This window comes from Mesorhizobium sp. J428, from assembly GCF_024699925.1.
GTDB lineage: Bacteria > Pseudomonadota > Alphaproteobacteria > Rhizobiales > Rhizobiaceae > Mesorhizobium_A.
In genome coordinates this window covers 1-22,960 of the sequence record NZ_JAJOMX010000001.1, presented here as the reverse complement: position 1 = coordinate 22,960, position 22,960 = coordinate 1, and the positions used below count along the sequence as shown (strand labels likewise).

The window sequence follows — 22,960 nt, the reverse complement described above, 5'->3', positions numbered from 1 at the left end:
TCAGCGGTGCTCCTCGCACCATTTCACGATCGCCGGCATCTTGTGCTCGAAGGCACCCATGAAGACGTTGAGAAGTGCGGCCGGCTCGGTCGTGCGGTTCTCGAAATCGTGTATGGTTCCCGCCGGGATGCGGATGAACGAGCCGGCTGCGAGGTCGCGCCATGCATCTGCGACCATCACCGACATCGTGCCGGCGATCACGTAGAAAAGCTCGTCCTCCGTAGCGTGCAAATGCGGTCCGGGGCCTTTGCCATGCGGCTTCACCCACCATTCGGAAACGCTGTAGCGCTCGCCCGTCTCTTCGCCGTCCGCCTTGAAGACGGCGCGCATGTCCGACATCTCATAGGCGCGGCCTTCGGTGGGGCCAAGCACGATCAGTCCGCCGGTCACGCGGCATCTCCGCCGGCCTTCGGCCAGTAGGTGCCGAACGACCAGACGACACCTTCGGGATCGGCGCAGATGAATTCGCGGCTGCCGTAATCGCGATCGGTGGGTTTCTCGAGGATCTTTGCGCCGGCGGCCTCGGCGCGTTCGTGGGCGGCGTCGCAGTCGTCGACGGCGATGTAGACCGACTTGCCGCCATTGTCGCCGGGAGCGCCGACCATGCGGCCATATTCGTCGTCGCGAACGCTGCCCAGCATGATCATGGACGAGCCGAAGGAGAGTTGCGCATGGCCGACATGATCGCCGTCCATGAATTTCGCATCGACGGAAAAGCCGAAGGCCTCGACCAGCCAGTCGATCATCCGGGCTGCGTCGCGGTAGCGGAAGGTTGGGAAGAGGCGAGGGGCTTCGATTGTCATGTCGGTTCTCCTTTTGGGTACGCCAACATGAGACTAGCGAGGCGGGTTCAACCGGTCTTGAAGAATTGTAACCCTCAGGCGGCTGCCTTCCATGCCGTGGGGGTCGAGCCGGACATTTCCTGGAATTCGCGCGCGAGATGTGCCTGGTCGGCATAGCCGCAGGCGGCCGCGATATCGGCCCAGTCCTCGCCGGCGCGTGCCAGTTGCTGGGCACGGTTGAAGCGCATGATGCGCGCGACCGTCTTCGGCGGCACGCCTATCGCCGCACGGAAGCGCTCGGCGAGATGCTTGCGCGACAAGTCGAGCCGCGCTGCGAGCCGCGATATGCGCACGTCGCCGTTGCGACGGAGCAGCAGTTCGTAGGCTGCCTCGGAAACGGGGTCGTGCGCAGTGGAGCGGAGCAGCCGGCTGGTGACGAAGCTCTCGACGAGGTCGAGCCTGCGCATGGGGTCGGCCTGATCGGCAAGGCGCGGCCGCAACTCGCGTATGTCTCCGCCGGCAAGATCGTCGAGCGTGACCATCCGCGCAGCCAGTTCGCTCATCGGCAGGCCGAAGAAGCGCCAGGCGCCGAGCGGAGTGAAATTGACCTGGATACAGTTCGAAAAGCCTGTCGATTGGATCACCACCTGACCGGGAAAGAGCCCTGCGGCGAAGCTGCCGTATGTCTCGTCCGAGCTTGGGTCGCGGCCGAGCCCGATCGCGAACGGCGTGCCGAAGCTGATGATCAGCGGAACTACCAGGGACGCGGTCTCGACCTGCCTGAACAGGCCCGGAACCATCTCGCGGTAGTGAACGAATTCGTGGACGCAGGACGAGATGCCAAGGGCTGCGGGACGCCGTAGCATCTCGAACCAGTCGGGTGGAACGGGCGGACCAGGCACGGAGGTGGCATGCATGTCCATCGCGCGATCATCGACGCATTTCAACGGCGAATCCAGGCCCGATTTGCGCGCCCCGCCTGCCGGGGCGCGCGTCATGTATCAAGGGCCGTCAGGCCCCTTTGAACAGGCAGCCGGCCGCGAGGACGACGTAAGCGAGAGTCATCACCCAGAATGCGGCAATCGGAATGAAGGTGATGACGCTGAGGGACATCAACACAGCGATGATCGCGATGATCAACGAAATGATGAAGACCACCATGGTGGGCGCGGACAGATTCATCTTCTTCTCCTCTCCTCGTGCGTGCGAGTCGCACGCGGGGGAAGCTTACGACTTTGGTCGTAGAAACCAAGTGCGTTCGGCGCCTCCTCTGCGGCCCGCGCGAACCGTTTCGATGCGCGCGGATTCGAGCTAGACTGGCCGTATCGCGTAAACGAGGAATGCTCATGATCGCTGGCCTGATCGAGAAGGCATGGGTGCTGTTCGAAGGTGATCCGGCGGTCAGGCGCGTCGCGGACGACCCCGTGCTGACGGCCGAACTGATGCTGCTCTTCAGAATGGTGCTCGCCGACGGAGAGGCGGCGGGGCCGGAGCTCGAGGCGTTCAAGCGCATCTGCCGCGACGGTTTCGGCATCGGCGAGGAGAGCCTGAAGGAGGTGCTGAAATACCTCCAGGACTTCGGCTACGAGAACACGACGGCGCGTTCGCTCGGCACTTTCGGCGAACTGCCTCTGGCGCGCCGCATCACGCTCGCCCGCCACATGACGGAGATCGCGAAGGCGGACGAGAAACTGTCGGCACAGGAGATCGACCTCCTCAAGCGCACCGTTTCGCTGCTCCACATTGATCCGCGCGAGCTGGTGCGGCCGGAATAGCTCGTTCCACGATGCTATGCCTGCCTATTCGCCGGGGACTGAGGATGTCCACGGCGTGAGGGCCGCGAAGTCCGGTTGATAAAGCCGGTAGGCCACCGCGCGCGTCGTCTCGTCGTAGCGGGCATCGGAAGGTCGCGACGGATTTGAGCGCGGGAATGGTGCGAGGCGTTCGACGAAGTCTTCCCGTACCCCAAGCTCTTTCAGCAAGGGCGGTAGTTCGGTAGACAGCCGCTCGACATCGATCAGTCGATCGCATGACAGGAGATCGTAGAACATGATGTCCGTCTGCCGCATGAAGTGAATGTCGAAGTCCGTCCCGCTCCTTTCGAGCCCGTGGACGAACCTGTCGAAACCGATCCTGCGACGTATCGCGTTTCGCTGAGTAGACCTGGGATCGCGGCCGAGAACGAAAGCGGCTCTCTTGAAAAAGCCTGCAAACAGATAGGTCTTGCGGTCGAAATGCTTCGCGTATCGGCGCACGTCATAATTATACATCGATACCAGACGATCATACGGATTCCGCACGACCGATATCCATGTGTAGCCCTCGAATTGGCGCTTGAATCTTCTGACGTAATTGACCGGAACGTAGAGCGTTTCGATGTCACGGCCTGATTTCCGGTCCGGCGTGTAGCGGACTGCGTGATCCGTATCGATCCGGTAATCCGAATCCTCGATGCCGTGGATGACGTGCAGAACGCGGTCCATCGTCGTGGTGCCGCATTTCGGGACGGGGACATAGACGAACCCGTATCTGTGCGAGACGACGGCTCTCAAATCATATGCCCGACCGCCGCTCTTGGCTGGATGATGGGTGCTGGTCATGTCGAGACGCTTCCAAAAACAGGCCCTTGCCGCGGGAGTGCAACGGGACCGCTGCATGTTCAGACATTCTGGCGCGGGCAGAGAGCGAGCAAGTCGTCGAACCGGCCGCGCGACCTCGACGCCCTCAGCACGCAGGTTCGGCGACCATGCTTATGAGAGGTGTCCAAACTTCGGCCGAAATGTTTCCAGACATCGCTGGAGGGGTAACGTTTTGTTTTCGTGGGTAACGATGCCTGGTCTGGGCCTTCATGCACGGCATTGCACGGCTCGAGGATCGATGCCGATCCGTTCAGCCGATCCAGGATGGATCGACGAGGCGGCGGAGTTCAGCCCTGTTCCTGCAGGCGGCGCGCGATTGCCCGATGTAGATCGGGCGCTGCATCGACAAGCGCTTTGGCGGCGTCCGATTTTGGGTTGTCGAGGATCTCGCCGGTGCGGCCTTCCTCGACCATCCTGCCATCATGCATCACCATCACCTCGTCGGTGATCGCACGCGCCACCGTGAGGTCGTGGGTGATGAAGAGGTAGGCGACGCCCAGCCGCTGGTTGAGGTCGGCGAAGAGGTCGAGCACCTGCGCGCGGATCGACACGTCGAGTGCGGAGACCGGCTCGTCGGCAACGATCAGCTTTGGGCGGGTGATGATGGCGCGCGCGATCGAGATGCGCTGACGCTGGCCGCCCGAGAACTCGTGCGGGGCATTTGTCCATGTCGGCCGGCTTCAGCCCGACCTCGTGCAGCGCGCTTGCGACCAGTTCGCGCCTTTCCTGCGGCGACGGTTTGTGGTCGAGGAGGTGAAGCGGCTCCGAGACCAGCCGCTCGACCTTGTGGCGCGGATTGAACGAGCCGTAGGGATCCTGGAACACGACCTGCATGTTGCGGCGGAAGGGCCGCAGCTTTGCCTCGTTCTTGCCGACGAGGCTCTCGCCCATGAAGCGGATGTCGCCCGACGTTGGATGGTCGAGCGCGAGGATCATCCGGGCGAGCGTGGACTTGCCGCAGCCGGAGCGACCGACCAGCGCGATCGACTGGCCTGGCTTCATCGAGAACGAGACGCCGTCGACTGCCCGGAAAGGCTCGCCCTTCTTCAGAAGGGAGACGCGGCGGCCGGGATATTCGCGGACGACCTGGCTGACTTCCAAGAGGTTGTCGGCCGTAGTATTCGCGGCATGCTTGTTCGGCCGTTCCGGCACGTGCATCGAGGCCTGGGCGAGCTGGCGCGTGTAGGGATGCACCTGCTCCGAAAGCGTCCGTGCGGTCTCGCCATCCTCCATCACCTCGCCATGGCGCATGATGGTGACGCGGTCGGACATGTCGGCCACGACGGCGAGGTCGTGGCTGATCAGCAGAAGGCCCATCTTCTGCTCGTCGACGAGATCCTTGAGCAGTTCGAGGATCTGCTTCTGCAGCACGACGTCGAGGGCGGTGGTCGGCTCGTCGGCAATGAGCAGCTTCGGCTTCAGCGCACAGGCGATGGCGATGACGACGCGCTGGCGCTGGCCGCCGGACAGCTCGTGCGGGTAGCGGGAGAGGGGGAATTTCGCCTCGGGCAGGCCGACACGGTCGAGGATCTGGCGTGCGCGCGCTTCCGCGTCGGCGCAATTCGCGCCGGTGTGCCAGCGAATGCCCTCCGCCACCTGCTCGCCGATGGTCTTGACCGGGTTGAGCGCGGTCATGGGTTCCTGGAACACCATGCCGATGTCATCGCCCCGCAGCCGGCACATCGCATTCTCGGTCGAGGAGAGGATGTCGATACCGTCGAAGATAAGGCGGCCCGATGCCTTCGCGGCCTGGGGCAGGAGCTGCATGATCGCCAGCGCGGTCATCGATTTGCCCGAGCCCGACTCGCCGACCAGGCCCATGACCTCGCCCTTGCCGATGGCGATGTCCACGCCCTTCAGGATAGGCGTGCCGCCTATCTCGAGCTTCAGCTTTTCGATCTCGAGCAGGCTCACCGTTCGCGCCTCAGCTTGGGGTCGAGCACGTCGCGAAGGCCGTCGCCGAGCAGGTTGAGGCCCAGAACAGTGATGACGATCGCCATGCCGGGAAAGAGCGCGAGGTAGGGCGCCACCATCATGCGGGTCTGGGCGTCGAACAGCATGCGGCCCCAGGTAGGCATGGGCGGCTGCGCGCCGAGGCCGAGATAGGACAGGCCTGCCTCGGCGAGGATGCCAAGCGCGAACTGGATCGTGCCTTGTACCAGGAGCATCGAGACGATGTTGGGCAGGATGTGCTCGATGGTAATCTGCGTCTTACCCTTGCCGGAGGCGCGGGCGGCAAGGATGAATTCTCGTGGCCACAGCGCCAGTGCACCGGCGCGAGCGACGCGGGCGAAGACCGGGATGTTGAAGATGCCGATTGCGATGATCGCATTGACCGCACCGGGACCGAAGATCGCAGTGATCATCACCGCGGACAGAAGGGCGGGGAAGGCGAAGACGAGGTCGTTGAACCGCATCAGCGTCTCGTCGATCCAGCCGCCGCGTGCCGCGGCCCAGCAGCCGAGCGGTATGCCGAGCGCCATGCCGATGCCGACCGCGACGAAGGCGACGGCGATCGAGTTCCTGGCGCCGACCATGATCATCGACAGGATGTCGCGGCCGAAATGGTCGGTGCCGAACAGGAATTCGGAGGAAGGCGGCTTCATCCGGTTGGCGACGATGAGATCGGTGACGTCGTAAGGGGTCCAGACGAAGGAGACCAGCGCCATGGCCGCGATCAGCGCGGTGATGACCAGGCCGATGACGAAGGAGCGGTTGCGGAGCGCGAGCCGGAGGATGCTCTCCTCCACCGGCGCGGCAATGGGTTCGGCGCTCATGTTCGCACCCTCAGCCGTGGGTCGACGAGCGCATAGGCGAGATCCACAAGAAGATTGACGACGACCACCGTGGCCACAAGCAGCATGACGACGCCCTCGACCACGATCAGGTCGCGCTGGGTGATCGCCTGGAAGATCAGGCGGCCGAGGCCCGGCAGGTAGAAGACGTTCTCGATGATGATCGTGCCTGCCAGCAGAAAAGCGAACTGCAGGCCGAGAATGGTGAGCACCGGGATCATGGCGTTGCGCAGCGCGTGCCGCCACAGCACCGTGCGGCGCGGCATGCCCTTAGCGCGGGCGGTGCGGATGTAGTCCTCTCCCAGCACTTCGAGCAGGGCGGAGCGAGTGACGCGCGCGAGGATTGCCGCCTGCGGCAACGCAAGCGCCACCGCTGGTAGGATGAGGGACTTGATGCCGGGCCAAATGCCTCCGGCCCAGCCTGGGAATCCTCCGGCCGGCACGAGGCGCAGCCAGACGGCGAAGACGTAGATGAGCAGCAGCGCGAACCAGAAGTTCGGTATGGCGACGCCGACCTGGGCGGTGCCCATCGCGACGGAATCGGCGAGGCTGCCGCGGCGGGCGGCGGAGAACAGGCCGACCGGAATCGCGATCGCCGTCGACAGCGCGAGCGATATCAACGCCAGCGGCAGCGAGACGGCAAGGCGTTCGCCGATCAGGTCGATGACCGGAGAGGAATAGGTGTAGGAGCGGCCGAAATCGCCGACCAACAGGCCCCCGACCCAGCCCAGGTAGCGGATGATCAGGGGATCATGCAGTCCCATCTGTTGCCGGAGTGTTTCAAGGGCTTCCGGCGAGGCGTTCATGCCGAGCATCAGCAAAGCGGGATCGCCTGGCAGAACCTCCATGACGCCAAAGACGACCATCGACGCCACGAGGAGCGTCGCAAGGCCGATCAGCAAGCGTTTAAGGAGAAATGCGGTCATAAGAAATACCAGGCTTTCCCGTCTCTCCCTTCACGGAGAGACGGCGGCCCGACGGGCCCGCTGAGGGACGACGCGAACATATAGAAGACGGCGCGGCCCTCGCTTGCCTGCAGGCATCTTCTCCCCGCGAAAGGGGGAGAAGACATCCTGATCAATCCACCCACTTGACCTTGGTCAGATCGACCGAGGGGGTCGGCGTATTCTCCCACATTCCCTCGATCTTGGCGTCCCAGACACCAACCTTGGGCAACTGGAACAGGAAGCCGTTCACCGCGTCGTCAGCGAGGATCTTCTGTGCCTGGCCGTAGAGTTCATTGCGTTTCGCCTCATCAGAGGTGACGTCCAGGTCGGCCATCACCTTGTCGAAGGCCGGATTGTCATAGTTGAAGTAGTAGTCCTTGCGGGCATAGATGCCGATGTCATTTGGTTCGACGTGGCTGACGATCGACAGGTCGTAGTCCTTGTCCGTGAAGACCTGCTTCAGCCAGTCGGCCCACTCGACGGGAATGATCTCCAGTTCGATGCCGATCTGCTTGAGCTCCGAGGCAATGATCTGGCCGCCATCACGCGCATAAGCCGGCGGAGGCAGCTTGATCGTGGCCTTGAAGCCGCTTTCGAGGCCGGCTTCCTTCATCAGTTCCTTGGCCTTGGCCACGTCGTGCGGATAGCGACCAGTCAGGTCGACATAGGCTGCGTTGCCGGGGGAGAAATGCGAACCAATCGGAGTGCCGAGGCCGGCCGATGCGCCCTTGATGATCTCTTCGCGGTCCAGCGCGTAAGAGATGGCCTGGCGGACCTGCAGCTTGTCGAACGGCGCCTTCTTGTTGTTGATGGCCAGGATCGTCTCGCCCTCTGTCGAGCCGATCACTACCTTGAAGCGGGGATCGGATCTCGATCTGCGGCAGGGCGTCGCCGAGCTGGGCGTTTGCAAAGGCCTGCACGTCGCCCGACAGCAGCGCCGGCACGGCCGCGGCGGCGTCGGGGATGATGCGGAACTCAGCCTTGTCCAGATAGACCGGCTCACCCCAATAGTCAGGATTCTTCTCGATCGTGATCGAGGAGCCTTTGGCCCAGTTCACGAACTTAAACGGACCGGTGCCGATCGGCTTGTCCTTGTTGGTCTCAGCGCTCTCCGGCGCCACGATCGCAGCGTCGCCCCAGCCCATATTGTAGAGGAACGCGCCCTGCGGCTGTTTGAGCGTGATCTTCACTGTCGCCGGATCAACAACCTCGACCGTGTCGATCTGTGCGAACAGCGCCTTCTGCGCATTGGTTGAATTTTCCGCACGGGCGCGGTCGAGGGAGAACTTCACGTCCTCGGCGTCGAACGTAGTGCCGTCGTGAAATTTCACGCCGGTGTGGAGCTTGAACGTGTAGACCTTACCGTCGTCGCTGATCGTCCAGCTCTCGGCGAGGTCCGCAAGCACTTCACCCTTCGAACCGATGCGGGTCAGGCCCTGGAAGATGTTGGCATAGCCCACCTCATCGATCGCGGCGGCCGCGCCTGCGGTCGGGTCGAGATGCGGCGGCTCCAGCGGCAGGCCCACGACGATGTCAGTCCGGGCGGCGAAGGCCGCCGTCGACGAGGCGAGCGCGATCGCCGCCGCTGCGAGAATGGAAGACCAGGATTTCATGGAAGCGAGCTCCGGAATGGTGTGACGCGGGATTGAAGCCCGAAAAACGCCGCGAGTAAATCGGCTTTGTGCCAAGCTGCCGATCCGGAACGGAAATTTTTCGCCGTCGCAACGGGTTGCGACGGCGATCTATTGCAGTTTCGCAGGGCCGTCGCCTTCCAGGCGCGGGCCTCGTGACGGTCAGTGTCTGACCACGATCTTCATGTTGCGCAGGCCTTCGCGCTGGGCGATCGAGAACAGCACCGCGGCGTTGGAAGGGTGCAGCCGAATGCAGCCCGAGGATGCCGGGCGGCCGAGGCGGCTGACCTGGTTGGTGCCGTGGACGGCGTAGTTGCCGGAATAGAAGATCGAATAGGGCATGGGCGCATTGTTGTAGCGGCTCGAGCGATGATTCCTCGACAGCCACTTGGCCGACCAGCTTCCCGTCGGCGTCACCTTGCCCTTGCGTGCGGTGGACACCGGCCAGCGATACTTCACCACCCCACCATGCGTGACCGTCATCGTCTGCGAGGACAGATTGACCGTCGCCACCACCTTGGCAGCAGCGGCGATCGATGGCTGGAAGGCGGCGACCATGGCCGCGAGCGAAAGACTTGCTATGACCTTGCCCAACATATCAGACCCCCTGTTGCGCCCCGAGGCAAACTAGTTGCGGCAATAATCGGGCGCAACCGATCCCCGCGCAAAAGCACGAAGATTTCATTTCATGGTTTATGGGGAAGGACTTGGTCTCGCTTCGCGGAACCTAGGCACCTGTCTCGCCATGCAGCAGCATATCCAGTCCGTGCGCCATAACCTTTGCGCTTTCGACCATGTCGTCGATGCCGACCCATTCGTCCGGACGGTGGGCGAGGTCGAGGATGCCGGGGCCGTAGGCGACGCAGTCGTGCAGCTTGCCTATCCGGGCGATGTGCTTCTGGTCATAGGTGCCGGGCGAGATGACGTATTGCGGGTCGCGGCCAAAGACACGGCGGATGCCACTGGCGATCGCCCGCGGCACGGGCGCGTCTTCCTCGGTCATCCCCGGATGCACGATCATCAGGTCGCGCATGCGGTAGTCGAATTTCGGGCGTTCCCATTTCAGGCGGTCGAGGATCGACGTCACCTCGGTCTTCACCTCCTCGAGGCTCTCTTCCAGCAGGAAGCGGCGGTCGATGACGATCTTGCAGGAATCGGGAACGTTGGGCGACGGCAGGCCCGGGAAATAGTCGTCGGTCTGGCCGCCATGGATTGAATTGATGTTCATGGTGGAGCGGCGCGCCCCCTCTGGCACCACCGGCATGCGCGTCCGCTTGCGGTCGAGCGCGGGGAAGAGCTCGTCCTCGAACGCGCCGAGCACCGCCCCCATATGGCGCACCGCGCTGTCGCCGAGGAACGGCATCGAGCCGTGCGCGATCTGGCCCTTGGTCTCGATCTCCGCCCACCACACGCCGCGATGTCCGAGGCAGATGCGATCCTTGTTCAGCGGCTCCGGGATGATGACGTGGTGCACGCGGGGAGGGGAGAAGTATCCCTTCTCGGCGAGATAGGCGACGCCGCCGAAGCCACCGGATTCTTCGTCCACCGATCCTGAGATCTCGATCGCGCCGGCGAAGTCCGGGTTCATGTCGATATAGGCCTCGGCAGCGATGATCGAGGCGGCGAGCCCACCCTTCATGTCGCAGGCGCCGCGGCCATAGACACGGCCGTCCTTGATCACGCCGCCAAACGGGTCGAGCGTCCAGCCTTCGCCTGCCTCCACCACATCGATGTGCGAGTTGAAATGCACGGTCTTGCCGGGGGTGCGTCCGTCGAAACGCGCGATGACGTTGGTGCGCGGGTAGCGGTCGTTGTCGCCGGGCGTGCCGATCCCGCGGATATATTCGACCGTGAAGCCGCGCTTGCGCAGGCGTTCGCCGATATATTCGGCGCAGGGCGTGTAAGCCTCGCCGGGTGGGTTGATCGTGGGGAAGCGGATCAGGTCGGCCGTCAGCGCCGCCAGCTCGTCGGCGCGGGAATCGATGGTGTCGAAGGTCTTTTCGTTCATGGCGCAATTTGAGCGGGATGGCGAACGCCGCGCAAGCGGTGCGTTTCGTTTCAGGCGCGAAATGCGATTGGACCAGAGCAGCCGAAAGCCCGCCGGCGTTCACCTGTTTGTGTGCGCTTGTTCATACACTCTTCAGCCATGGACGACTAAAAATTCGCGAGCGGGCATTCGGATGGGGGATTTCATGATGATGAGAACGACCATACTCGGCGCTTGCCTTGCAGCGGCGGTGACGATCGGCCTTCCGGCAGTCGCCCAGGCGGCGACGCTGGTTGCCAATGTCGACGTCGCGACGCAGACCATGACGGTCCGCAAGCACGGCAAGGTGATCTACACCTGGAAGGTGTCGACTGCGCGCGGCGGCTATGTGACGCCGGCCGGCCAGTGGCGGCCCTACCGCATGCATCGCATGTGGCATTCTCGCAAATACGACATGGCGCCGATGCCCTTCGCGGTCTTCTATCACGGCGGCTACGCCGTGCATGGCACGACAGCCGAAAGCCGGCTGGGCACGCCGGCCTCGCACGGCTGCGTCAGGCTTGCCACCACGAATGCGGAGACCTTTTACTCGCTCGTTCGTGAGATCGGGCCCGGCAACACCCGCATCATCGTCACGAAATAGGTTATTCGCCCCGAACGTGACGATTTGCCGTCCCAACGGCTTTGCCGCGACCGCGGCTCGACTATAAGAGTCGGCCGTGGGAGCAATGCCTGATGAGTCCTGAACCACGCCTTGCGCTCTCCAAGCCCGTCTCCGACGAGGTGCGCAAGACGACCTGCTACATGTGCGCCTGCCGATGCGGCATCGACGTCCACATCAAGGACGGCAAGGTGCGCTATATCGAAGGCAATCGCGACCACCCGGTGAACAAGGGCGTTCTCTGCGCCAAGGGTTCGGCCGGGATCATGCAGCATTATGCCCCGGCGCGGCTCTCCTCGCCGCTGCTCAGGACCGGACCGCGCGGCTCGGGCGAGTTCAAGCCGATCTCGTGGGAAGAGGCGCTGTCGCTTGCCGTCGACTGGATGGGCGAGGTGAGGGCGCGCGACCCGAAGAAATTTGCCTTCTTCACCGGCCGCGACCAGTCGCAGTCGCTGACCGGTTTCTTCGCGCAGCAGTTCGGGCATGCCCAACTACGCCGCGCATGGCGGCTTCTGCTCGGTCAACATGGCGGCCGCCGGCATCATGACGCTGGGCGGCGGGTTCTGGGAGTTCGGCTCGCCCGACTGGGAGCGTACCAAGCTTTTCGTCATGTTCGGCGTAGCGGAGGATCATGATTCCAATCCGATCAAGATCGGCCTGTCGAAGCTCAAGTCGCGCGGCGCGCGCTTCGTCTCGGTAAACCCGGTGCGCACCGGCTATTCGTCAGTGGCGGACAGCTGGATCGGCATTCGGCCCGGCACTGACGGTCTCCTGGTCATGTCGGTCATCCACGAGCTGCTGAAGGCGCGCAGGATCGATGTCGATTTCCTCGTGCGCTACACCAACGCGCCATGGCTGGTGGTCGATGCGCCGGGAACCGCGGAACACGGGCTTTTCGCGCGCGACGGCGAGGGCAAACCGCTGGTCTGGGAGACCGTGACCGAGCGAGCGGTCGCCGCCGGCACGAAAGGCGCGCGGGCGGCCATGTCGGGGCGTTTCGAGCTGGAAGATGGCCGGGTTACGGTGCCGTCGTTCCAACTGCTCGCCGAACGTTATCTCGATCGGCGCTACGCGCCCGAGAATGTTGCGGGCGAGACAGGTGTGTCGGCCGAGGTGATCAGGGGCCTGGCCTCGGAGATCGCACGTGTCGCCTTCGAGGAGGCGATCGAGATTGCACAGCCCTGGACTGACATGAACGGCGAGCGGCACCCGTCCTTCGTCGGGCGGCCTGTGTCCTTCCATGCCATGCGTGGGATCTCGGCGCATTCGAACGGCTTCCAGACGGCGCGCGCGATCCATGTGCTGCAGGCATTGATCGGTGCAGTCGACTGTCCCGGCGCCTTCCGCTTCGAGCCTCCTTATCCGAAGCCGATCGAGGCGCATCCGACGCCGCACGGAAGGGCTGAGCATTTCGGCTCCAACAAGCCACTGTCCGGCCCACATCTCGGTTTTCCGCGCGGACCCGAAGACCTGCTTATCGGCCCGGACGGCGGCCCGACCCGCATCGACAAGGCGTTCTCCTGGGACGCGCCGATCTCCGCGCACGGGCTGATGCATATGGTGATCGCCAATGCGCATGCCGGCGACCCGCAAAGATCGATCTGTTGTTCCTCTACATGGCCAACATGGCCTGGAACTCGTCCATGAACACCGCCGGCGTCATCAAGATGCTGGAGGACAGGGACGAGACGACGGGCGAATACGTCATCCCGAAGATCATCTATAGCGATGCCTATGCGTCGGAGATGGTCGCCTATGCCGACCTCGTCCTGCCGGACACAACCTACCTCGAACGGCACGACTGTATTTCGCTGCTCGACCGGCCGATCTCGGAGCCCGACGCGGTCAACGACGCGATCCGCTGGCCGGTGGTGGAGCCGGATCGGGACGTGCGCGGCTTCCAGTCGGCGCTGATCGACCTTGCCGGCCGGCTGAAGCTGCCGGGATTTGTCGACCATCGCGGCGTGCCGCTCTACAAGGATTTCGCCGACTACATCGTCCGGCACGAGCGCCGCCCGGGCATCGGACCGCTGGCCGGATTTCGCGGGGCAGGCGGCGACCGAGTGGGGCGAGGGGCCTCGAACCCTGACCAGTTGAAGCGCTACATCGAGAACGGCGCATACTTCTCGGCACATATTCCGCTTGAGGCGCAGTTCTACAAGCACGCCAACCGCGCCTACCAGGACTTCGCGGTGAAGATGGGCTTCTTCGACACGCCGCAGCCCGTCACGTTCCAGCTCTACAGCGAAATCTGCCAGAAATTCCGTCTCTCGGCGCAGGGTCTGAGGGAGCCATTGGCACCAGAAACGCACCGCGAGCGGCTGGAGATGGCGTTCGATCCGCTGCCCGCCTGGTACCGGCCGCTGGAAGAGGCGGGCGTCGATCGCGAGGCCTATCCCTACCACGCGGTCACGCAGCGGCCGATGTCGATGTATCATTCGTGGGGATCAATGAATGCCTGGCTGCGCCAGATCCATACGCGCAACGTCATGTACGTTCCGGGCGCGATCTGCGACGAGGTCGGGCTCGCCACGGGCGACTGGGCGTGGGTCATCTCGCATCATGGACGGATCAAGGTGGAGATCGCGCGTTCGGACGCGGTCAACCGCCACACGATGTGGACCTGGAACGCGATCGGCAAGCGCAAGGGCACGTGGGGGCTCGCGAAGGATGCGCCCGAAAGCAATCGCGGCTTCCTGCTCAACCACCTGATCCACGAGCTTCTGCCGCCCAAGGGCGACGGCATGCGCTGGTCGAATTCCGATCCGGTGACCGGCCAGGCAGCGTGGCATGACCTCAGGGTCAGGATCGAGAAGGCGGAGCCGGATCAGGTGTCGAGGCCGGCCTTCGCCTCCGTCGGACGGGCGGGTGCGGCCAACGATAGCCCATCCGAACTGCGCTACGGACAGGAGTGGGATCGATGACCTCGCTCCCCTCACTGCCGCCGCCGAAGAAGCTCGGGCTCGTCATTGATCTCGACGTGTGCGTGGGCTGCCACGCCTGCGTGATCTCCTGCAAGGAATGGAACACGGGCGGCTACGGCGCTGCGCTCTCGGACCAGGAGCCCTATGGATCCGCGGTCTCCGGCACGTTTCTCAACCGAATCCACACCTTCGAGGTCGTGCCGGAGGGCGGCGAGATCGTCGGTGAGGCGGGTGACGCGCGCATCGTCCATTTTCCGAAGAGCTGCCTGCATTGCGAGGACGCACCCTGTGTCACGGTCTGCCCGACGGGCGCCTCCTACAAGCGCTCTGCCGACGGGATCGTGCTGGTCGACGAGGACAAGTGCATCGGCTGCGGCCTCTGCGCCTGGGCCTGCCCATACGGCGCGCGCGAGATGGATCTCGCCGCTGGCGTGATGAAGAAATGCACGCTGTGCGTCGACCGCATCTACAACGAGACGCTGCAGGAGATCGACCGTGTGCCGTCCTGCGTGCGGACCTGTCCCGCAAACGCCCGGCATTACGGCGATTTCGCCGATCCGCAGTCCAATGTCTCGATCATGGTCTTAGAGCGCGGCGGCATCGACCTGATGCCGGAGCAGGGCACGCGACCGGTGAACAAATATTTGCCTCCGAGACCGCGAAAATCGCTCGCAAGCACGATCCCGCTCGCCGAGAACTCGGATGGCGCTAAGGGCTTCTTCGCCTGGCTCGACGGCATGCTGGACCGCATCTGAACATGCATCCCGCGCCGTCGATCATCCTCTTCACCACATTGTCAGGCCTGGGCTATGGACTCGCGGCCATGCTCGGTCTCGGGTTGCTCGATCCGTCGGCGACCGCGACGAAGGCTGCGCATGTCGTGGCGCTTCTGCTGATCGCGGGTGGGCTGTCCTCGTCGACGCTCCATCTCGGCAATCCGCAGCGTGCCTGGCGCGCCTTCTCGCAATGGCGGTCGAGCTGGCTGTCGCGCGAGGGGGTGATGGCGGTGCTGACCTTTATCCCGCTCGCCGTCAATGCGATCACCTCGCTCTGGAGCGGGCGCTACTTGCCTCTGCCAGGCATTCTCGGCGCGCTGCTTTGCGGCGTCACCGTCTATTGCACGGCGATGATCTATGCCTCGCTGCGTTCCGTCCAGGCCTGGAACACGGGGTGGACGCCTGTATTCTATCTTGTCTTTGCGCTGGCCGGCGGGCTCACGCTGGTGAGCTTGTTCTCCACACTCGGGGGGAGCGAGGCGGTCTGGCTGCCTCTCCTCGCTGTCGCTGCGCTGGTCGGAGCCTGGATCGTAAAGCTGCGCTGGTGGGCCCGCTTGGGCGAGCTCGGCCCGCTGTCCACGCCGGAGACGGCGACAGGCCTCGGCCCGATCGGCAGGGTGCGTCTGCTCGAACGTCCGCACATGAACGGCAACTACCTGACCAACGAGATGGGCTTCCGCGTGGCGCGCAAGCATGCGGCCAAGCTTCGACGTATCGCGCTGATCGTCGGCGGTGCGCTGCCGGCGCTGCTTCTGTTGCTCGCGGCGACCGCAGGCACCTCACCCGCGGTTGCCACGGTCCTCTCGGCCCTTGCGGCGCTGGCCTTCTTCGCGGGCACGCTGGCCGAGCGCTGGCTGTTCTTCGCGGAGGCGCGGCACGCCGTGATGAACTACTACGGAAGCTGATCAGACGACGAAGGCAAGCCGGTCAGCCCCACCGGCGATGGAACCACATCCACTGCCCCGGATATTCCCGCACCCAGCCTTCGACGATGTCGTTGATCATCTGGCAAAGGGCATCGGCGTCGATCTGGCCGCGGGCATCGCGCGGTGGCTCGATCTTGTCGAACAGTTCGAGACGGTAGCGGTTGTCCGGCAGGCGCACGCAGCGGACCGGGTAAATCTCTGCATCGTATTGCCGTGCGAGCCGCGGCACGAGCGGGCTTGTCTCGCAGCGGCGGCCGAAGAAGGTGGTCGGGATGCCCTTGCTGAACTTCTGGTCGACGAGTGCGCCGACATTGCCCTTGTTGTGGAGAATGCGCGCCAGCACATAGGCGGCGCCCGCCTTCGAACGAACCATGCGGTTGCCGGAGATCTTGCGCCTCTGGCTAATCTCCTGGGCGATGAACGGATTGTTGGGAGCACGGAAGAGCGACGCGACCGTCATGCCCAGCGACGAGGCCGCGATCGGGAACATCTCGAAGTTACCGGTGTGCGCCGTGAAGAAGATGCGCGGTCTGCGGCGCTTGCGCATTTCCGTGAAGATCTCGCCGCCCTTGAATTCGACGCGGCCGGGCGTCTGCTTTTCCGCGTCGAAATCGTAGAGCTTGTCGAGGAAGACGTATTCGACCCCGAGCCGGGCCATGTGGCCCCACATGTCGAGCGCGATCTCCTGGCACTCGGCCTCGCTCTTTTCGGGATAAGCCTTGCGCAGATTGTCCATCGCGATGCGGTGGCGACTGGTCCATGGCCCAACGCGGCGCGCGAGGCGGTCTGACACGTTGAGCGCCCTGTCGGCCGGCAGTTTCTGCAGCAGCGCGAAGGTCGTGAACACGATCTTGGCGACGATCCAGTGATTGGCGCGGCGCGTCCGGAAGGCGATCGAGCGGGCAATGCGGCCGGGCAGGGCGGAGAGCTTCATGGGCTCAGGCGATCCGCAGCAGGATCTTGCCGAAGACGTCGCGGCTCTCCATGCGCGCCAGCGCGTCGCCGAGATGATCGAAATCCACCTCGGAATCGATGACGGGATGCACCTTGCCGGTGGCGAGCTTCGCCATGACGGTCGCCATGTTCTCAATGCGGCAGCCGAACGAGCCGATGAGGCGCAACTGCTGCTGGAAGAGCTGCATCAGGTTGATCGTGGTCGATACGCCTGAAGTCGAGCCGCAGGTGACGAGCCGCCCCCCTTCTTCATCGACAGCATCGAGCCGGCCCAGGTGTCGGCGCCGACATGTTCGAAGACGACGTCGACGCCTTTCTTGCCGGTCAGCTTGCGCACGACGCCCTCGAACCTGTCCTTGCGGTAATTGATGACGTGGTCGGCGCCGAGCGCCTTGGCCTTTTCCATCTTGGCATCGGAGCCGACCGTCGTGATGACGGTTGCACCGGCCAGTTTGGCGAGCTGGATCGCGGCCGTGCCGATGCCCGAACCGCCGGCATGCACGAGCACGGTTTCGCCGGCTTCCAGCTTCGCGTTGTCGAACAACATGTGCTCGACCGTGCCGAAGGTGATCGGCGTCACGGCGGCGGCTGTCGCGTCGACGCCCGCAGGCGCCGGAATGAGCTGGCGCGCGGCGATGTTCATGCGCTCCTGTGCGAAGCCGTCGAGGTGGAAGCCGTGCACGCCTTCGACGTTCTCGCAAAGATTGTCGCGCTTCTCGCGGCACGCCTTGCAATGGCCGCAGGTGCGTGCGCCGTAGATCGCGACGAGTTGGCCGGGCACCAGGCCCGTCACGCTTTCGCCGATCGCCTCGACAATGCCGCACGCCTCGGCCCCGACCACCAGCGGCATCTTGCGCTTGGCGAAGGCCATGCCGCGCCAGCCCCAGACGTCGATATGGTTGAGCGCGACGGCCTTGATCGCGACGGTCGCCTCGCCGGGAGCGGGCGGCGAGGGCGAGGCGATGTGGACGGCCTCGATGCGGCGGTCGGCGACGAGCTGCAATGCGCGCATGTCTTCGTGCGGTTTCCTGCGGCGGTTCGGGACTTGACCGCGCCGCTTAGACGGGTTCGCGCGACATGACAAGGCAAGCGTTCTGGCCGCCGAAACCGAACGAGTTCGACAGCACCGTCGAGACATCAGCCTCGCGCTTGACGTTCGGCACGACGTCGAGATCGATCGCCGGATCGGGATGGTCGTAATTGATCGTCGGCGGAAGCACGCCTTCGCGCATGGTCATGAGCGAAAACACCGCCTCGATCGCGCCTGCGGCGGAGAGGGTGTGGCCGATCATCGACTTGTTGGACGATACGGGCACCGACCTGATCCGCGGTCCGAGCACGGTCGACAGCGACAGGTGCTCCATCTTGTCGTTTTCCGGCGTCGATGTGCCGTGCGCGTTCACATAGCCGATCTCGTCCTCGGAAACGCCGGCGTCGCCGAGGGCGAGCTTCACCGCGGCGATGGCCGGCGAGCCGTCGGGCTTCGAGCGCGTACGGTGGAAGTCGTCCGCTTTCTCGCCGCATCCACGCATGATGCCCAGCACGGTTGCGCCCCGCGCGACGGCGCTCTCCAGCGACTCAAGCACTAGGGCCGCGCCGCCTTCGGCGAGCACGAAGCCATCGCGATCGCGCGAGAAGGGCTTGGAGGCGCGCTCCGGCGTCTCATTCTGCATCGATAGGGCCGACAGGAGCGAGAAGCGGACCATCGATTCCGCGCTTGCGGAGCCGTCGGCGCCGATCGCCAACGCCCGGTCGCACTCGCCGCGCCGGATCGCCTCGACACCGAGCTGGATCGCGGTCGCGCCCGACGCGCAGGCGGTCGAGGTGGTGATGGGCAGCCCGCGCGTACCAAACAGGACGGCAAGGCGATCGGCGACGGTGCCGAACAGCGCCTCGTCGAAGATCGAGGCACCGTTGCCGGCCCGCGCGGCCTCGAGCAGGCGCTGGTAGCCGCTGCCTTCGCTCACGCTCCGGTATTGCGAGCCGGTCAGCCCAGACGAGTTCTACCGGCGGTGAGGCGAGAAACAGCGGACCGCCGAAGTCGGAGCCGATGCCGGCCTCTGCGATCGCCTCCTGGCCGGCGGTCGCCGCCAGCTCATAGGTGAGTGCGTACATGCCCTTGTCGCTGCCGGGCAGGAAATCCACCGTGCCGGCGATCGTGGTCTTCAGATGATCGACCGGAAATCGCGTGATCGCATGGATTCCCGACGCGCCCGCGGTTAGCTTCGACCAGTTCTCCGTCTTGCCTGCTCCAAGCGACGTGACCACGCCCATGCCGGTAACGGCGATGAGCGGACGGCCGAGATGATCCTTGTATCGGCTCATGGTCCTCAAGCCTTTCGTAGGAGGGCCGCACCTTCCCCGCGATGATGGCCGATCGCCGTGGCGAGCACGGTATCCGGCGCTACGTCATATGGGGTCTCGGTGTCGGACATCGTTCCGGGGGGCGTGGCCGTTGAAGAGCGACAGCGCCGCAAGCGCAACGGCGAACGGGAGCTGGGCCTCCTTGAGGTGACCGGTCAAGGCGGAGAAGCCGCGCAGCACGTGGGCCGCCAGCGCCTGCCGCTCGGTCCGTGTCGGCCCTGGGGCGCCGGAAGCGCCCGAAATGATCAGGCGGCCGGGCTCTGCGCCAAGCGCCTCCACGATGGCCGCGATGTCCTGCGCCAGCTTTTCCTTTGGCGCGGGACGAAAGCGACGAGGCGACTTTGTCCACGACTGCGTAGATGCGGGCGCCGCGCGCCTGCGCATGCTCGCGCGTTTCCAGCACCAGAAATGCTCCGCCGGAGCCCGTGATCACGCCGCCGCCCTCGGCATGCCGGTCCCATAGCGGCTGCCATTTGCCACGGTGAAGATATCCGCCCAATTCGTAAGCGAGCAGCTTGTCGGGGTGCTCGGTCTGGAACGCTCCTCCGACGAGCGTGTGCGTCGACTGGCCCGATGCAAGCCGGGCAACCGCGGTCTGCAAGGCCGATACACCGGCGCCTTCCTCTCCCATGAAAGTGCGGGATGAGCCGGTGATCTTGTGGACAATCGAAATGTTGCCAGCGAGCAGGTTCGACAGCTGGGCGAGAAAGAGCGTCGGCCTCAGATCGTTGGTCAGCTTCTCGTTGATCAGCGCCTCTGCGTCGTTTCGCGTTAGCGTGGCCTCGAGGATGTTCTCGTCGACTTCCTTGTCGCGTTCGCCGCTGCCGGCGGCTACGATCATGTCCATCGTCGTGCACAGCGCTTCGTTGGACTTGAGGCCTGCATCGTCGAGCGCCAGTCCGGCCGCGTAGACGCCGAGCCGCTGCCAGAGCTCCATCTGCCGCTGGTCGCCCTTCTTGGGGATCTGCGACGTCCAGTCGATTTCCGGAGAGCATGCACCGTATACGGAGCGAATCGCTCCGAATCGGTCGGCGGCGGCAGGGAAGGGGTCTCGAAGGCCTTCCAGTGGACCTCGGCGCCTTCGCCGAGGCAGGAAACCAGGCCTATGCCAGTGATGACGACGTCGCGAGCGCTCATTGTGCGCTCATGTGCGGCAATGAATGCGGCACCGTCAAGCTTTGCGAGATCAGGCCGCCTTCTTGGCTGCCACCAGGGCGTCGATCTTCGCGCACAGATTCTTGAGAACGAAGTATTCTTCCGTCGACACGCGGCCTTCGTTCACGTCCTGCGTCCACTTCTCGAGCGGAATCTTGATCCCGAATTCCTTGTCGATCGCAAAGACCGTGTCGAGGAAATCGAGGCTGTCGATGCCGAGATCGTCGATCGTGTGGCTCTCCGGCGTAATCTTGTCGCGATCGATCTCGGTCGTTTCCGCGATCAGGTCCGCGACCTTTTCGAATGTCGTCGTCAAGCTGTGCCTTTTGCGGTCAATCGTTGGCGATAGCTTTGCAGGCTCTAGTCGTTTTCGCCCGAAAGTGGAAGGGTGAAATCGCCGCGCCTGGGGTGCGCGGGAGCCTGTACGTGTCGGAAATGGTTGCTGGAGCAGGCGTCGCGAACCCCTCTGGCCTTTAGTCAGGCACGGTGCAGCTATGCTGGCCCGCCTCGTTATGGTCCCGGCGGCACCGTGACGGTTCCGGCCTCTCCGCCGGTGAGCGGTTCCCATTCGATCCGGTCGTCCAGCCGATACTCGATCGTATGGATCACGACGGACGTGTCGTCGATCAAGGCGAGGTTGTAGCTCGGCTCGATCGGACCATGCCCGTAGGCGAGGCGTCCCTCGAATTCCGGCCAGCCCGGATGGCTGGTGGAACGCGGCGCGGAAAAGGGGACGCGCTCGATCGAGCCGGACAGCGACATATGGCAGTGACCAAAGAAGACGTGGCGGATCGTGTCGCGGTGGCGGCTCAGGATCGCGGCGAACTCCTTCTTCTGGACCAGCGCGAGGATATCGGTCGCGAGCACGCCGATCTGCACCGGGTGATGGTGCAGGAACACGAGCGCCGGCTTGCGCTCGCGCTGAGATTCCTCGAGCTGGGCCGACAGCCATGCGAGGCGTTTCGGCCCGAGGCGGCCGCTGTGATTGCCGGCAAGGTTCGTGTCGAGGAAGATCAGACGATGGCCGCCGATCTCGCGGACGTGCTGGATATAGCCATCCGCGTCCACCGGCGCGTCGGAGAATATCTCCTTGAAGGTCTCCCGGTGGTCGTGATTGCCGATCATAAGAATCGGCTCGATCGGAGACGCGGCAAGGATCTCGCGGAGCTTCAGATAAGCCTCGCGCTTGCCGTGATGGGTGAGGTCCCGGAGATCACGACCGCGTCGGCATCGGCATGCCGCTTCTCCACGTGGGCAAGGCAGGCTTCGAAGGCGGCGACCGAATTCTGTCCCGCGATCGGGTCGGCATTGATGCGGATGTCGGAGATGTGAACGAGTTTCATGTCCGGTTGCCCCTTGCCCTTGCCTCTTATCCGAGCACGGGCGACAGCGGAACCCGCCGGCCTTGTTCCGCAGCGGGAGGCTCCAGAAATCGCTTCGCCGGCCGGCGCCAAAGAGGATAGGCTGGCCCTGTCCGCGACACCGCGGACGATCACGCTGGCGGCTTTCTATGACGACCATCCTGTGCGCGGGCGTCGCGGTCATCGATTTCGTCTACCAACTCGACGAGATGCCGCGCCGCGCCGAAAAATACCGGGCAAAGGACGCCTGGATGACCAGGCGGCAACGCGGCCAATGCCGCCGTCGCGATCTCGCGGCTCGGCGTCGGGCCCGCCTTGCCGCGCGCCTGGGCGACGATGCCGTCGCGGACATGATCGTGTTCGCTGGAAGTCGAGGTCGATCGCGCGCTGGTCCGCCGCTTCGCCGGGCGGAAATCGTCTTTCTCGGCGGTCTTCATCGACGCGGCGGGCGAGCGACAGATCGTCAATTATCGCGACATGGACATTTCCCTTGGGGCGGAGTGGCTGGCGGTTGCGGATCTCGGCCAATTTGACGCTGCACTGTCGGACACGCGCTGGCCGCAATGCGGCGCCGCGGTGCTCGGCCGGGCGAGGGAGCGCGGCGTGCCGGGCGTGCTGGACGCCGAAGGACTGACTGCGCCCGGGGAGGGCGCGCTGATGCTCGCCTCGCACATTGCCTTCTCTGCGCAAGGTTTGCGCGACTATGTGGGTCATTCCGACCTTGCGAAGGGATTGCGCGAGGCGGCGTACCACAGGCGCTTGGGTTTGCGTAACGGACGGCGCGAAGGGCGTCTTGTGGTTAGACGGAGACGACGTGCGCAGCGTCCCGGCTGTTGCCGTAACCGCGGTGGAGACGCTTGGTGCGGGCGATGTGGAGCACGGCGCCTTTACGCTGAAGCTTGCCGAGGGCGAAAGCGAAGAGGCGGCGATCCGTTATGCCAATGCGCCGCGGCGCTCAAATGTGCCGGCAGTGGAGGCCGCGCCAGCTATCCGAGGCGGACGGACGCGGACGCATTCCTGTCGAACTGGACTAAGGCGGCTCAGAACCGGATGCGGCC

The 22,960-nt window shown here is 64.4% G+C and carries 19 protein-coding genes and 6 pseudogenes; 6 read left to right on the top strand and 19 right to left on the bottom strand.

What is annotated here, in order from left to right; all coding sequences use genetic code 11:
* The 4 genes from LRS09_RS00125 to LRS09_RS00110 form a co-directional block, all read right to left on the bottom strand.
* A complete protein-coding gene (locus tag LRS09_RS00125) occupies positions 1–390 on the bottom strand; it encodes a cupin domain-containing protein (protein ID WP_257803516.1) in 390 nt (129 codons plus the stop codon).
* Positions 387–803, bottom strand: coding sequence for a VOC family protein (locus tag LRS09_RS00120; protein WP_257803514.1), 417 nt, complete (start codon positions 801–803; stop codon positions 387–389). The genes LRS09_RS00125 and LRS09_RS00120 overlap by 4 nt, the downstream gene beginning before the upstream one ends.
* 74 nt (positions 804–877) lie before the next feature.
* On the bottom strand, positions 878–1,705 hold the full coding sequence (locus LRS09_RS00115; protein ID WP_257803513.1) for an AraC family transcriptional regulator: 828 nt from the start codon (positions 1,703–1,705) through the stop codon (positions 878–880).
* Between the two features lie 88 nt (positions 1,706–1,793).
* A complete protein-coding gene (locus tag LRS09_RS00110; protein ID WP_257803512.1) occupies positions 1,794–1,964 on the bottom strand; it encodes a hypothetical protein in 171 nt (56 codons plus the stop codon).
* Between the two features lie 164 nt (positions 1,965–2,128).
* Between LRS09_RS00110 and LRS09_RS00105 the strand changes: the two genes are divergently transcribed.
* Entirely contained in the window at positions 2,129–2,557 is a 429-nt protein-coding gene (locus tag LRS09_RS00105) for a TerB family tellurite resistance protein (protein WP_257803511.1), read from the top strand.
* A gap of 24 nt (positions 2,558–2,581) precedes the next feature.
* On the opposite strand, the gene LRS09_RS00100 is transcribed toward LRS09_RS00105, so the two are convergent.
* The 7 genes and pseudogenes from LRS09_RS00100 to LRS09_RS00070 all read right to left on the bottom strand — a co-directional run bounded on the left by LRS09_RS00100 (position 2,582) and on the right by LRS09_RS00070 (position 10,802).
* A complete protein-coding gene (locus LRS09_RS00100; protein ID WP_257803510.1) occupies positions 2,582–3,382 on the bottom strand; it encodes a sulfotransferase family protein in 801 nt (266 codons plus the stop codon).
* A 326-nt stretch (positions 3,383–3,708) separates the two neighbouring features.
* Positions 3,709–5,335 (bottom strand): annotated as a pseudogene (locus LRS09_RS00095) (ABC transporter ATP-binding protein).
* A complete protein-coding gene (locus tag LRS09_RS00090; protein ID WP_257803509.1) occupies positions 5,332–6,198 on the bottom strand; it encodes an ABC transporter permease in 867 nt (288 codons plus the stop codon). The pseudogene LRS09_RS00095 and the gene LRS09_RS00090 overlap by 4 nt, the downstream one beginning before the upstream one ends.
* Positions 6,195–7,142, bottom strand: a complete 948-nt coding sequence (locus LRS09_RS00085; RefSeq protein ID WP_257803508.1) for an ABC transporter permease — start codon at positions 7,140–7,142, stop codon at positions 6,195–6,197. Before LRS09_RS00085 ends, LRS09_RS00090 begins: the two co-directional genes overlap by 4 nt.
* A gap of 151 nt (positions 7,143–7,293) precedes the next feature.
* Positions 7,294–8,776 (bottom strand): annotated as a pseudogene (locus LRS09_RS00080) (ABC transporter substrate-binding protein).
* A 180-nt stretch (positions 8,777–8,956) separates the two neighbouring features.
* Positions 8,957–9,391, bottom strand: coding sequence for a L,D-transpeptidase (locus tag LRS09_RS00075; RefSeq protein ID WP_257803507.1), 435 nt, complete (start codon positions 9,389–9,391; stop codon positions 8,957–8,959).
* A 130-nt stretch (positions 9,392–9,521) separates the two neighbouring features.
* Complete coding sequence (locus LRS09_RS00070) at positions 9,522–10,802, bottom strand: acetylornithine deacetylase/succinyl-diaminopimelate desuccinylase family protein (RefSeq protein ID WP_257803506.1); 1,281 nt, start codon at positions 10,800–10,802, stop codon at positions 9,522–9,524.
* Positions 10,803–10,992: 190 nt separating this feature from the next.
* Here LRS09_RS00070 and LRS09_RS00065 point away from each other — a divergent pair, with 190 nt between their 5' ends.
* From LRS09_RS00065 to LRS09_RS00050, 4 genes and pseudogenes are all read left to right on the top strand, one after another.
* Positions 10,993–11,424, top strand: a complete 432-nt coding sequence (locus LRS09_RS00065) for a L,D-transpeptidase (protein ID WP_257810090.1) — start codon at positions 10,993–10,995, stop codon at positions 11,422–11,424.
* A 92-nt stretch (positions 11,425–11,516) separates the two neighbouring features.
* Positions 11,517–14,366: pseudogene (locus LRS09_RS00060) on the top strand (molybdopterin oxidoreductase family protein).
* Entirely contained in the window at positions 14,363–15,121 is a 759-nt protein-coding gene (locus LRS09_RS00055; RefSeq protein ID WP_257803505.1) for a 4Fe-4S dicluster domain-containing protein, read from the top strand. The pseudogene LRS09_RS00060 and the gene LRS09_RS00055 overlap by 4 nt, the downstream one beginning before the upstream one ends.
* 2 nt (positions 15,122–15,123) lie before the next feature.
* A complete protein-coding gene (locus tag LRS09_RS00050; protein ID WP_257803503.1) occupies positions 15,124–16,047 on the top strand; it encodes a DmsC/YnfH family molybdoenzyme membrane anchor subunit in 924 nt (307 codons plus the stop codon).
* A 22-nt stretch (positions 16,048–16,069) separates the two neighbouring features.
* On the opposite strand, the gene LRS09_RS00045 is transcribed toward LRS09_RS00050, so the two are convergent.
* The 8 genes and pseudogenes from LRS09_RS00045 to LRS09_RS00010 form a co-directional block, all read right to left on the bottom strand.
* Complete coding sequence (locus LRS09_RS00045) at positions 16,070–17,002, bottom strand: lipid A biosynthesis lauroyl acyltransferase (RefSeq protein ID WP_257803502.1); 933 nt, start codon at positions 17,000–17,002, stop codon at positions 16,070–16,072.
* A gap of 4 nt (positions 17,003–17,006) precedes the next feature.
* A pseudogene (locus LRS09_RS00040) lies at positions 17,007–18,034 on the bottom strand (zinc-binding dehydrogenase).
* A gap of 46 nt (positions 18,035–18,080) precedes the next feature.
* Positions 18,081–19,347, bottom strand: a pseudogene (locus tag LRS09_RS00035) (beta-ketoacyl-ACP synthase).
* 5 nt (positions 19,348–19,352) lie between these two features.
* Positions 19,353–20,523 (bottom strand): annotated as a pseudogene (locus LRS09_RS00030) (beta-ketoacyl-ACP synthase).
* A 49-nt stretch (positions 20,524–20,572) separates the two neighbouring features.
* The gene (locus LRS09_RS00025; RefSeq protein WP_085465735.1) at positions 20,573–20,857 is read right to left on the bottom strand and encodes an acyl carrier protein; all 285 of its coding nucleotides are present in this window, start codon (positions 20,855–20,857) and stop codon (positions 20,573–20,575) included.
* A 194-nt stretch (positions 20,858–21,051) separates the two neighbouring features.
* Complete coding sequence (locus LRS09_RS00020) at positions 21,052–21,699, bottom strand: hypothetical protein (RefSeq protein ID WP_374684890.1); 648 nt, start codon at positions 21,697–21,699, stop codon at positions 21,052–21,054.
* Positions 21,700–21,710: 11 nt separating this feature from the next.
* Entirely contained in the window at positions 21,711–21,884 is a 174-nt protein-coding gene (locus tag LRS09_RS00015) for a hypothetical protein (RefSeq protein WP_257803498.1), read from the bottom strand.
* A 149-nt stretch (positions 21,885–22,033) separates the two neighbouring features.
* Positions 22,034–22,339, bottom strand: coding sequence for a hypothetical protein (locus tag LRS09_RS00010; protein ID WP_257803497.1), 306 nt, complete (start codon positions 22,337–22,339; stop codon positions 22,034–22,036).
* Between the two features lie 377 nt (positions 22,340–22,716).
* Here LRS09_RS00010 and LRS09_RS00005 point away from each other — a divergent pair.
* Positions 22,717–22,960: PfkB family carbohydrate kinase (locus LRS09_RS00005; protein WP_257803496.1), on the top strand; the 244-nt coding region annotated here is incomplete at its 3' end.